Below are 12,250 nucleotides of genomic sequence, written 5' to 3' on the forward strand. Positions count from 1 at the left end.
AATTATGAATTCACTATAAATGATAATGGTTGTATGGAGTTGTCCGATTCCCACCATTTACGGTGAGGATGTTTTGGGTCGCCAAGTTGAGCGCTAGCCACAAAAATATTCGAGTGTTTCTCTTGCCAATCATCTGGTAACTTGAGAACTTCAAGGCCATTAATATCGTCTTGGATAATAAATTTGGAGTAATCGTTAAGCACATATTTGTCGTTTAAATAGTCTGAAAGAGGAGCATAGAACCAGACTTGGTGCTTGATTTTTTTTAAATAAGGCTCTGCACCTTTAAGAAAACTTTCAGAACATACAAGCATAGTAACTCTCTCATCAAGTAGTGCTCGTCTGAATGCCTTAATAATGTCTTCTACTGTCTTATTCGAAGAGTCAAAATAGAACAAACGGTTCTCAGGGAAGTCTTCAGTTGATTTTGTTACGCGAACTCTCTGACCTACGAGAGAATGTCGTCCGGGGGTATTGTTTAATACATCACAGGTTGCACATGCATTGATAGGCATGTACCCGTTTAGTTGATAACTTTGTTGCAAAATGCTGCAAAGTTTAGTCTGGCCATTTATCCAACTTAATAAGTTTTCCACTCGCTGTCGTTCAATAGCAATTTCCTGCTTGCGATGGGACTCTACAATGCTCTCCCAAGTGTCTTCCACTACATGCCGATCGTGCAAAGTTTCTACTAAAACTCTACCTGAATAATCTTCCCAAAAAGAAGCTTGCTCTTCTTTTTCACTCGGTATACTTGATACATCTGGATAAGAAAGCCTAATTAAACCAGCACGCTGCATCATTAATAGTGTTTTCCAGTTCCAAGTTTCATTGGCATCTGTGTTCCGCTCGATATGATTCGCCTGTGTATTGACAAAAACCTGGTAGATGCCTTCTGATACTTCTTTTCTGCGCTTCCACATAGACAGCCAACGGGAAAAACCAACTTCTGTACTGATTTTTTTATTTTGGCTTTGGCGGTCCAACTGCTTCGCGTGGTATATCACTTCACAATAAGCCGCTTTACCATCACGCCCACTACGACCGATTTCTTGATAGAACGAATCGATATTTTCACTGATGCCGGCGTGGATAACCGTACGCACATCACTTTTGTCCATACCGACACCAAAGGCTGATGTCGCCACTATAATGTCGACAGTATTTTCACTCCAATTACGAATGACTCGTTTTCTGTCATCATCTACTGTGTCACCTGTAAACAGACTAACCCTCACAATGTCTAGTCCAGTTAAGCGTTGGTAAAGGGCTCTACAATCTGCTTTTGTTGCCCCATAAACAATCAGAGGTTTAGGGCTAGATAATATCCTGCCAGTGATTTCGTCAAAATAGGTGTCCTCTGTCACTTTAGTCTTTCGCGTAATCAACTCTGGGCGTAAAAATGCGCCATTAACGAAAACAGGATGTTTCTCTGGTCGGCCATAGAGTGTGTTGATGGTCGTCAATGTTTGTTCTGAGAATGTCGCTGATAGGAAAACTGTTCTAAATACCCCTCCAATATCTCTTAGCGAATTAAGAAAGGCGCCTACCTTTTGAAACTCAGGGCGAAATGACTCTCCCCATGTATCAATCAGGTGGGCTTCATCAAAAATCACATTTTTTAGTTTTAGCGACTTTGTTACTTTAAATAGGGTTGGCAGAAGACTGCCTACCATTGATTCTGGAGAGACAAACAACACCCTTTGTTGACCCGACAAAATGTCCGCTTTTATACGTACTTTAACATCAGGCTTCAAATCACCACGCCAGGCATATTCTGGCGCGGCAGAAAAACCCAAATCTTGGATAAAAGTTTTCATTCTACGAGCCTGATCTAGCGCAAGTGCTGTTGTAGGTACAATAACTATGCTTAGCTCATCCGTTTGTGAAAATGCCGTCAACGTCTCTGCAACAAGGGTCTTTCCACACCCTGTTGGCAGATTAATGATAACTGTCGCATCAGCTTTTGATGAAAGCGCCGTTCTTACAGCTTCCTGTTGAGCCTGGCTGGTATAGGTCGAATAAGGCAAGTTTAAACTTTTCAGAACTGGATCATGAGGCGGTTCTACGGAGTAGCGCTTTTTGTTCAGTGCATATACTGGCTTTATATACTCTGACAGAACCTCATGATCTAGTACTACTGATGTTGATGCTGCATCAAACTTCAACCCACAATTCAAAGCAATCTGAAACTGCTCTGCGGTCGGTATTAACCCAAGAAAAAGGCTGGATTCGTTACCCTTATTATCGCCAGCGAGCAAATCTTTAACCAAATACCAAAATTCATTAAGATTCAAATTTGGAGAGTCTAGAGCACGCACTAAACGGCTCTTAAACTGCGTCTCATAAAACACAGCTATATTGTAAAGAAGTTCAGATTTTTTATCTTGCGGGTAAAAATCCCAAAAGAGCATTACGCAAGTCCTCCAAATAGGAGTACATATTTGATCGTTAAAAGCGTGACTTTCGGAGTAATATTTTCAGTCAACTCTGCGCCTTCGTAAAATGCTTGAACTGCATCTGCTTTACTGGATTCATAAGCCGAATCCAAAGCAGCATTAAAGCGTGTTTTATCTATCTGGTTTTCGACTAAATGCCAAATATCCACCAATTCCAGTTCACCTGCAATTGTAATATTGGTGTCTTTATAATTGACTGGTTGCTCCCCATGATACATGCGAGACCCTCTCTTGCTGTATGGGGCGGTAATTAGCGTGTTGATAATAGGAGTTGATTCTACCTGACCATTTTCTGTATACACGGCAGAATACGCAGCAGGGGGGGCAACAGAGTCCAATGCAATTTGCTCTGATTTCGATAAAGTTTCTGATTCAACTAACCATTGAGGGACGAAAAATAACTTTGGCTCAATATTTCCGCTAATCTGGCGGATTATCGCACTGCTATTGCCAAAAGGAGATGATTTAGAAACATCAGCAATGGCATCCACAAATGGTTGACCATACCTTAGAGGGTAACTGCCATTCTCAACACTGCGCCTTCTCGAAAACGACAATGCGCGAGTTACGGGTGCTTTGTAACATGAAGAGTCAAAGTCTATGCCGACAATACACTTACTTAGCAGGGTAGATGAGCGCAACTTGGTTCTTCCTGACTGGAAGCGAAAACGGTACAAATCTTCACCTTCTTTTAGTCTGTCAAAGAGAATTCCCGCAGTAATCCATTGACTTAGTGCACTCGACTCTTCAAAGACTTCGTCAGATTCGCGCAGTTGGGTTAAGATTTTTTCTGCTTTTTCAGCATCAAGATCAACCGTTGCCAATTTCGCGATTATCTCTCTATTTCGGTAGATCTCTTTTGTGCATAATTGTAAGTCACCAATTGCATCCTTTAAGGCTGCATAGCCTTTCTCACGAATATCCGGCCAGACCTGCCGCTCTAATTTCTGGTCTATCTCATCTTGGATATTGGCACGATAGTATTCAAAGCAGCCTACGCCTTCTTTCAACACTTCAATCCACTTACTATAAAAAGTGTCTCGTTCTGGTGCCAGAATAAAGGTATCAATGGGGCTAACACCTGTAGATAAAGCGCTGTATCGATTTAAGCGACCATTTCGCTGTTCTAGTCGGCTAAGCAAAATTGGCATGCCGTAGTGAACTGACAAACGTTTTTTACCTTGTAGGTTTAAACCATCTTCCCCTTTCTCATCACACACTAAAACTCGTATTTGAACATCTGAATTGAACGCAATAGCATCTTTGTCACCATGACGCTCTACACCTACATCTAACTGCGTTGATAGATACTGGTAAACGTCGTCCGCAGTCTGTTTTTCGCCACAGAAAATAACCGCTTTACCGTTTTCATTCGCTATTAACCAGCCTTCTAATGCCGCACTGAGCGCGGCATTTTTGTTGATTTGCTCATCATCGGCCTGTGCCAGCATGTGCTGCCAGTGTTTAGTTTCAATCTCTGATAACTTATTTTTTGCCAGATACTCTTTAATTTTGCTAGCGAAGCACAATGGGCTTGTTAACAAGGCTTCTGACCATTGTTTAAAGTCAGAGATGGGCAGTGCGAGAAATGACCCGTGGTCAAAAATGGCTTCACTGCGGTATTGCTCGAAAAGTTCATCCAGATAAGGTCCCTCTTCCGGCGCGCGCCAATGAATCAACTCTGATGGATTCAATCCTGGGAAGAGAGCCTCTATTTCACTGTTTTGGTCTGTCTCGAAGCCTGTTGCGCGTGAATTTCGCAACATTTTGTAATCGTAGAGGTATTTACTTCCCAGATGATTAGCAAGAGCCTTGATGACTTGGTCACGTGCAACTGAATCGACTTCGTCAGCGAACATATCTACTAGCGGTCTCAAAAGATCAATCAGTTGCTGCAACTCATCATCTTGTAAATCAAAATGTTCGAGATCATCCAGAGCACCATCTATCAAACCATCAACGTTTTCTGGTTTGAACAGACGGTAAATTTCCCTGAGTCGGCCCTGCTGTGGTAGGGTCTGATTAAATATTTCTATTGCTTGGTCGTTAAGCGGAAAATGTTGCTGATTAAGTAAATGTAGAAGAGCAAAATAAGCTGATTTGTGACCAGTCATTGGCGTTCCAGTCAATAACAGGGTGATTTCAGATTGATTCGAAAGTTCGGCAATCGTACCAAACAGTGCAGTTTCCTTAAACCTACTACTGAAAGGGAAGCTTGAAATTTGGTGGGCTTCATCCACCACAACCATCGAAGGGGCATCAGAGTACATAAGTGCTTCGGTATAAGAGCAAATATGGACCTTAGGATCTGTGTTGTCAGGATTCGTACTTAGCAGATCACCAAGATGGAAACGAATTGATAATTCTGTATGCCATTGGTCAACTAGGGGCGGGGGGACCAAAATCAATACTCGACTGTCATGCCCACGCTCAAGAACATGTTGACGAACGATAAAACCGGCTTCGATTGTTTTCCCTAAGCCAACCTCATCACACAACAAGTACTTTTTCTCTGTGTCTTTGAGTACTTCATAGACAACCGCAAGTTGATGCTTCTCTAACTCCACAGAACTAGAAATCAGCGAAGAGATGGAACGACAAGATCGTCTTTGCTCATAATAGGCTTGATAGAATGCTGATAATGCATCGCAAATATAAGGAGATGAGGTCGCTTTTCCTTTGAGGTATGCATATGGATTGTATTCATTTTTAGGGTGAGCATTTGGGACAAACAACTCAGTAAAGTCGAAAACATCGCGCAGGTTGCTGGAGAAGGTGATCAATGCCTGATTACCTGGCCTTTCACCATCATAGTGACCAATTTTCCATGTTTGCGAATTGGAAAACTGAACGAATACCTCTGCTCTAACCCCCAAAGATGTAACGACCTCCAGGTCGCATAAAGCTACGTCAATAAGATTTGCATACGGAGTCAAGGGAGAACAAAAAAAGCCTACGCCTGCGGTCATCGAGTTTGAATCGATAGACTTAACCTTGCCTATTCCTTTGAAAACGTTGGAAGCAACAACTAAAACGCCAACCGTTAATTTCTCCATAAAATCACCAATTTAACCGTAATATGTGGTATCGGGGGTAGCTTATCACACCGAACTAAATTCGACTTATAATTCCGATGTTGTATCGGTGCTGTTCAAGTACTCATCTAAACCACGTTTCCTCAGTAAGCAAGATGGACAATCACCGCATCCATTACCTATAACGCCGTTGTAACAGGTTAAGGTTTCATTACGGATCAGCTCTAAACTTTGGTATTTATCAGCAAGTGCCCATGTTTCAGCCTTATTTAACCACATCAGAGGAGTAGAGATAGCAATATCCCTATCCATCCCTTTACATAAAGCCTCTTGCATAGATTTAACAAATTCATCTCTACAATCTGGATAGCCCGAAAAGTCAGTCTCACATACCCCCGTGATAACGGTATCAGCACCAACTTGATATGCATAAATCCCAGCAAGAGTTAAAAATAAAATATTTCGACCTGGAACAAATGTATTTGGTAACCCATTTTCCATTAGCACATGCGAAACAGGGATATCATCTCGAGTCAAAGCTGATACCGCTAACTCGTTTAGCATTGTTACATCCAAGACTTTATGACTAGCAACATTCAGCTTTGTTGCTAGGGCCTTAGCAACTTCAATTTCTTGCTTATGCCTCTGCCCATAATCAAATGTAATCGCATGGACCTCCTCATATAAGCTTAATGCTTGGACTAGACATGTTGTAGAATCTTGCCCACCGCTAAATACAACCACAACCTTTGACATAAGTGCCTCCATTCTTTATTGATGATTTTATTGTTTTGTCCCTAAACCTATCACCTAGTTAGTGCTGAACATAATCTGAAATTAAAATACAATTAAAAGTGTGATTTACCTATCAAATAGGTCGTAATGAGTTATTGTTTATTAAAGTAAAAATCCACCTTCATAGAAGGTGGCTTTGATTGGCCCCCTATAAGGGGGCTTATTCATTAATCAACGTTCAATTGTAATTGACGCTCGGCTTCTTCCTTCTCTTGTTTGTCTTGATGTCGCACATATCGCCTAATTATTTCTTCGNAAGCTGATTCATATCTGCTCATGCTATTTACCTCTCTTTATTTGCTGGTTACAAACAAAGTTAGTATTTAGCATGAGCAACCTTCAGGCATAGCCTAAATCAGACGTTCACCACCTCCATAGGAGGTGGTTTTAGAATGACAATAAAAATTCTTCCATCACTCGTGATTCCTACACCCCAATTCGCACTATAATCCTGTCTTCCACTTTACTTTCAACCTAAGCGACAACTTTTGGGCCAATCTAACTGGCTTTGGAAAGTCCCCTCCTCACTCATATTAGCTATAATTTTTAATTATCATTTATTTAAAACAGATGCCATACACGTTGAAAGCAATATATAACGAAATGTTTGAGTGCCGGAGCAGTATCAGGATGCTGCAGGACGATTGAATGGACTATTGGAGGTAATCATGCAGTGGTAAAACCAAATATAAGAAACCACTAATTAAATGCGGAAAGGATAGAGCCGTGATGAGCCAAGACTTGGGGCATGGCCGATTGCAAGTGGGAACTGTTTATTTGGGGTCTTGATGGTGATTATTTATTTCCTGTCTCAACATCATCCAGAACGTATACTCCAACCCTGCAAGGGTAAAAATCGCTAAACTCACACCAATGATTTGAACTGTGTTCATACGACCTCCAAATTAAGGATGTTTTTTAATGTCATCCACAATCATCCAGCCTGTGTAAAAAAGAATTGAAAAACCAGTGAAAGTGAGACACAAACCAAGGATTTGTACTGTACTCATATCCCATACCCCTCAAAATTAAGGATGCTTTTTGATGTCATAAACAATCAACCAACCAGTGCAAAAAAGAATTGCAAAAAGACTGAAGAGAAGACCTAAAGCAATCAATTGTACTGTACTCATACGTCCTCCAAATTAAGGGTGCTTTTTGATGTCATCCACAATCAACCAACCAGCGTAAAAAAGAATTGCAAAAGCAGTAAAGGTAAGACCTAAAGCAATCCATTGTACTGTACTCATACGTCCTCCTTTGATAGCCCTTTTTCTATAAGGGATTGTAAGCTAGTTCTAGTCATTTCTTTACCTTTCAATCTTGATTTTGTAACTTTTTCAAGGTGACTATTAATTATGGCAGATTCAAGTACAAAAAAACATGGTGGCGCTCGTGCTGGTGCTGGACGTAAAACCAAGTACGAAAACACTGTTGTGATACGTGTTCCAGAGAAATACAAGGACGCGATTAAGGCGCTAATTTCACATTTAGACGATACTGATATGGTGGATAAAAATTATCGAGCAGTGGAGTCTGATGGCTTAATGCTTCGCTCTCTACAGGACAAGCCGCAGAAGGTGTATTTCACAACGGAGGCGTTATGAATACTGTTCAAATAACATCGATACTCATCATGGTTTTTGGTATCGCCGCTTCGCTTTTTGTTTTTTGGTACAACACTAAAGATATCGAAGAAGATGAAGATTGAACTGCTAAATTCGAGATATCACAAACGTATGCTGACCTGAGTGCCAAGCCGTGATCAATTCGTCATGGTCACTAATTGATTGAGTATTCCCAGTCCCTTTATCGGAAATGAATATCTGATGTTTTGGATTGAGAATAGCCGCGCTCATACGTCTTACCCAAAATGTTTCAGTCCCTTTTGTTTGTTCCTGCGAAATGACAATGCTGCATGACTCTAAAACCTGTTCAAGGTACGCCCTGATAAAACGACTACGGATCTCATCGTAATTATCCGTGACACCTCTCCAAACACTGATCTCCACGCAGTTATCAAAGCCGTTCAAACCTAACACCTTCTGCGATTTTACCTGATATAACACCTCTGTTATTTCTGGGTCATCGGTATTGGAAATGAGGTTGATTACTTCGGTGTCATCTGTTTTTGATGCAAGCAATGTTAGCTCACCAGAACAAGCGAAATTCGATAATGAACACTGATAAGGGTTGGATTCTAGGAACCGCTTCGCTTCAGCTCTGTTGACGCTAGGTATATCAAAATTGATAGGCATGGCACTCCCTAATTCATAAACACTTTTTTTAATAAACAGGTGTCTTTATCGACCACGAACTTTTGACCTGGAAGCAGCTGATCCTTTCGTAGATGGTTGGCCGTTTTCTCCATCCAAGCCTGTACTCTTGGGCTTTCTACAGTAAGTTCCGTTGTTACCAGGTATTCAAGTTCCTGCTGGATCTCTTTGTTGATGCTTTTGTCAGTCATACGGTTCTTAAACTATCAAATATACAGCGTTAGTCATTGATTTTACTTCAAAACAAACAGCACTACAAATCGAACCTCTTCTAGCATTTTTCATTACCTCACCTCAAAATTTAACCAATTCCTATGCGAGATCCAATACACTGAAAGATATCAGTTAACAGTCGCTGCAATCAGGTTAATATTTATGAAGGAGACATTTTCTCCTGATTACGGGTCTATTCCGCCATTTCTTCTACATTTACCACATCTCTTTCTTCAATCCGCTCCATTATCCAATCTTCCACTTCGCTTTCAACCCAAGCCGACACTCGTGGACCAATCTTAACTGGCTTTGGAAACTCTCCGGTACTCATGTAATTATAAATAGATGAACGTCCAAGCCCAGTGCGTTCCATCACCTGATTTAATCGTAATAGTTTCATGATGAGTGTCCTTCGTTATTGACTCATCACATATGCCTTCCGAGTAATTTTTAACTTTTTCTCCATTTCCAATCTTTTACAGATATATATCACCCCTGTGCATATACCGATTAGCAACCTTAGGAGGCGCTATGCACAAGGTCATAACCCTACCCAGCGACAGCTGGTCACAAACCTCATCGCAAATTCTCGAAACCGCAGCAGGTATCGTCGCCGAGCGTTTCGTGCGCGGTGATGCTTTTTGTAATCCCAACGCTACCCGCGACTTTCTACGCTTTAAGCTCCACCAGCATCAAAGGGAAGTGTTTGCCGTGATGATGCTCGACAATCAGCACCGTTTGATTGAGTTCAATGAGATGTTCTTTGGCACGATTGATGCGGCCAGCGTCTATCCCCGCGAAGTCGTTAAGGCGGTACTGCTATGTAATGCCGCAGCGGTGATCTTGGCCCATAACCATCCTTCAGGCTGTGCAGAACCCTCGGCAGCAGACAGGCTGATCACCGAGCGATTGGTGTCAGCGCTTAGCACCATCGATGTCCCAGTGTTGGACCATATCGTCGTCGGCGATACCTGCGTGTCATTCGCCGAACGTGGCTGGCTCTGACAGCAAAACCTTACCCAAGTCATACCGGCATAAAGGGCTGCCTTGTTAGCAGCCCTATTTATTTTGGAGACCTTCATGATTGAATTTACTGACAGCTTTTCTCAGGCCGCAGTGGCAGAAGCCTGCAGCGCATTTCCCGATCTGCTCAAACGCCTTAGCCTGGAATTAACCCTGCCGATATTTCTCCGTCCGAGAGATGAGTGCGGCGACATCTGCGGACCGGCAGAGATCAGTCCACCAGAGCGATTGCGTAAGCTTCAGCTGTATGTCAGTAACCATGACATGGCGGATAACTTGCCCAAAGAGATTGGCTTTTGTCATTTTGTCAGGGACTGCGATAAGTACGGCATGCCCCATGGCGAGTGGCGGATGATCTTAAACGGCAGCTACTACAACCACGGTGACAATACCCATCCACAATGGAGCAGTCACACCTAATTTTGTTTAACCGCTAACAGCAACCTTTAACTAACCCTTACCTCAACCTCGCCCGCAACGCTTGTCGTTGGCGGGCTTTTTGTTTTGGAGTCCACCATGAACATACACCGCGAAACCACAATCCAATTACCAGAGCCCTTCTATGAGCTACTGGAACGACAACTAGCAGCCATCAACATTCAGGAATTTAACATCGTCACCTTTAACTTCCACGATCCAGATTACAGCGCCGAAGAAGGTGGCTATCACCCGGTGGAGATCAACCTCTACCGACACGGTGACAGTTGGCAGCTGAATTACTTCACCGACTTTGCCTATTGTGGGGGTCCCTTCCCTGAGCTGGAAAAAGAGATGGATGTGCAGTTTCGCCAGCAGGAGGTCTACAACAGCTTCTTTGGCCGTTGTTACCTGAGCCACGCCGACCACCTAATACGCCAGTTTATCGAGAACTTCTGTAGTTACGTCGACATGGAGGTGTACCGGGTGCAAGTCAGTGTTGACTAAATCCGGTTCTCAAAAAGGTATTGTGGGAAGCAGCGAAGCTAGGCCCCATGCGGGTTTACGCAAGGCGGGTTCCCATATTCACGCTATAGCAAAAAGAGGGAACCACAGATGAAAGAAGTCGAAGCGGTGAAGAGCCGCGACACCATCAAGCTTATCAGTTATCTGCTGCAGCGCCACTTTGGTCAACAGATGGCCGATGTGTGGAACATTGGCCTTAACCTGGCGCTGCGGATCTCCGACTTACTGGCGATCAAGTTCAGTGACATTCAGGGCGATCGCTTAACCATCACTGAGCAGAAGACCGGTAAACCCGCCAGCATCAAGCTCAACGATAAGACCCTTGCGTTGATTGAGACGATCCAAGCGCGTCACCCAGGTCACATCTATCTGTTTCAATCCCATCGTAGCAGGCAAATGCAATATGCAACCCCTAAGCCGCTCAGTCGCCGTGCAGTGGCCAAAGCCTTTGCCTTTGTAGGTGAAGACATCAAGGTCGCATTAGGCACCCACTCGATGCGCAAAACCCGTGGTTATCACCTGTATCAGTCCTGCAAAGATATTGGCCGAGTGATGCGCATGCTCAGACACGGCTCAGAAGCGGTCACCCTGCGCTACATCGGTATTACTCAGCAGCAGATCGATAAGGACTTTGTTGAACTAGAGATCTAATCCCTTCCCTAAATCCCCCACTTGAGAGCCGTTGCCTTGTCGGGCCCGGCTCTCTTTTTTATTTGGAGTTCACTATGAAGAAATTTAAAGCCGGTGATCATCTGGTGGTCAATATCGACCCTTTAGGACTTACCGAACATCATGGCCTATGTGTCGGCGCTGATCAGGTGATCCACCAACGCAAAGATGGCGTGATTGAGCAAATCAGTATTGCGATGTTTGCAGAAGGTGGCCACATCAGACGTAAAGCCATCGCCTACGATCGTGAAACGGCTATTGCACGTGCTCAAAGTCTACTGGGATACCAGCCCTATCACCTACTCAACAGTAACTGTGAGCATTTCGTCAACTGGTGTATCGATGAAACTGACAGATCTGAACAGGTGAGTAACAGCCTGCATCTTTCCGCGCAGCTCAGTGCAAGAGCAGGCTTACTGGGCCGCGCAGCTTCAAAGGTGGCCACAGGCACAGCTGCTAACGTTGCACTCGTTTCTACCGCAGCCAAGATGACAGGTGAACACCTCGGCCTACCTGACTCAATCAATACGGTTATCGGAACACCAGGTGACCTAATAGCTAAACCCCTTGAAACACTGATCAAAGGCACCGGTGACACCTTAAGTACTTCAGCAGAACATGTTAGTGATGGTGAATATGGAAAAGCGGCAACGTCATTAGTAACAGGTGCAGCCAAGACCACCGTTAAAGCAACGGTTGTCACTCCAGCTAAAGTCATTGGTGATGGCATGATCGCAGCAGCGGAAGTTGGTAAAGATCTCTGGTATTGGTTACGTCATTAAGTCTTAACATACGACAGGGGCATGAGGCCCCTGCTATTCCTCTTTATTTTTTCACC

The 12,250-nt window shown here is 43.3% G+C and carries 12 protein-coding genes and 1 pseudogene; 6 read left to right on the plus strand and 7 right to left on the minus strand.

What is annotated here, in order from left to right:
• Window positions 1-2 precede the first annotated feature (2 nt).
• The 4 genes and pseudogenes from dpdF to L1D21_RS13840 form a co-directional block, all read right to left on the minus strand.
• Complete coding sequence (gene dpdF / locus L1D21_RS13825; protein ID WP_239845861.1) at window positions 3-2,414, minus strand: protein DpdF; 2,412 nt, start codon at window positions 2,412-2,414, stop codon at window positions 3-5.
• A complete protein-coding gene (dpdE, locus tag L1D21_RS13830; RefSeq protein ID WP_239845862.1) occupies window positions 2,414-5,515 on the minus strand; it encodes a protein DpdE in 3,102 nt (1,033 codons plus the stop codon). Before dpdE ends, dpdF begins: the two co-directional genes overlap by 1 nt.
• Before the next feature lie 66 nt (window positions 5,516-5,581).
• Complete coding sequence (gene queC, locus L1D21_RS13835; RefSeq protein ID WP_239845863.1) at window positions 5,582-6,250, minus strand: 7-cyano-7-deazaguanine synthase QueC; 669 nt, start codon at window positions 6,248-6,250, stop codon at window positions 5,582-5,584.
• A gap of 206 nt (window positions 6,251-6,456) precedes the next feature.
• Window positions 6,457-6,543: pseudogene (locus L1D21_RS13840) on the minus strand (IS200/IS605 family transposase); the annotation flags it as partial.
• A 1,104-nt stretch (window positions 6,544-7,647) separates the two neighbouring features.
• Here L1D21_RS13840 and L1D21_RS13845 point away from each other — a divergent pair.
• Complete coding sequence (locus tag L1D21_RS13845) at window positions 7,648-7,896, plus strand: hypothetical protein (RefSeq protein WP_239845864.1); 249 nt, start codon at window positions 7,648-7,650, stop codon at window positions 7,894-7,896.
• Between the two features lie 108 nt (window positions 7,897-8,004).
• On the opposite strand, the gene L1D21_RS13850 is transcribed toward L1D21_RS13845, so the two are convergent.
• From L1D21_RS13850 to L1D21_RS13860, 3 genes are all read right to left on the minus strand, one after another.
• Window positions 8,005-8,547: a hypothetical protein gene (locus tag L1D21_RS13850; protein WP_239845865.1), complete on the minus strand. Its 543-nt coding sequence runs from the start codon at window positions 8,545-8,547 to the stop codon at window positions 8,005-8,007.
• A gap of 8 nt (window positions 8,548-8,555) precedes the next feature.
• Complete coding sequence (locus L1D21_RS13855) at window positions 8,556-8,756, minus strand: hypothetical protein (protein ID WP_239845866.1); 201 nt, start codon at window positions 8,754-8,756, stop codon at window positions 8,556-8,558.
• A 215-nt stretch (window positions 8,757-8,971) separates the two neighbouring features.
• Window positions 8,972-9,178, minus strand: a complete 207-nt coding sequence (locus L1D21_RS13860; protein ID WP_239845867.1) for an AlpA family transcriptional regulator — start codon at window positions 9,176-9,178, stop codon at window positions 8,972-8,974.
• Between the two features lie 131 nt (window positions 9,179-9,309).
• On the opposite strand from L1D21_RS13860, the gene radC reads away from it, so the two are divergent.
• The 5 genes from radC (at window position 9,310) to L1D21_RS13885 (ending at window position 12,194) form a co-directional block, all read left to right on the plus strand.
• Window positions 9,310-9,783: a DNA repair protein RadC gene (radC, locus tag L1D21_RS13865; RefSeq protein WP_239845868.1), complete on the plus strand. Its 474-nt coding sequence runs from the start codon at window positions 9,310-9,312 to the stop codon at window positions 9,781-9,783.
• 75 nt (window positions 9,784-9,858) lie between these two features.
• Window positions 9,859-10,221, plus strand: coding sequence for a hypothetical protein (locus L1D21_RS13870; RefSeq protein ID WP_239845869.1), 363 nt, complete (start codon window positions 9,859-9,861; stop codon window positions 10,219-10,221).
• A gap of 96 nt (window positions 10,222-10,317) precedes the next feature.
• Window positions 10,318-10,725 (plus strand): DUF2787 domain-containing protein, encoded by a 408-nt coding sequence (locus tag L1D21_RS13875; protein WP_239845870.1) that lies wholly within the window; start codon window positions 10,318-10,320, stop codon window positions 10,723-10,725.
• A gap of 108 nt (window positions 10,726-10,833) precedes the next feature.
• Window positions 10,834-11,394, plus strand: coding sequence for a site-specific integrase (locus L1D21_RS13880; protein ID WP_239845871.1), 561 nt, complete (start codon window positions 10,834-10,836; stop codon window positions 11,392-11,394).
• A 74-nt stretch (window positions 11,395-11,468) separates the two neighbouring features.
• Window positions 11,469-12,194, plus strand: a complete 726-nt coding sequence (locus L1D21_RS13885; protein WP_239845872.1) for a lecithin retinol acyltransferase family protein — start codon at window positions 11,469-11,471, stop codon at window positions 12,192-12,194.
• Window positions 12,195-12,250: the final 56 nt, after the last annotated feature.

The sequence above is a fragment of the Shewanella sp. Isolate11 genome, from assembly GCF_022398315.1.
Classification (GTDB): Bacteria; Pseudomonadota; Gammaproteobacteria; order Enterobacterales; family Shewanellaceae; genus Shewanella.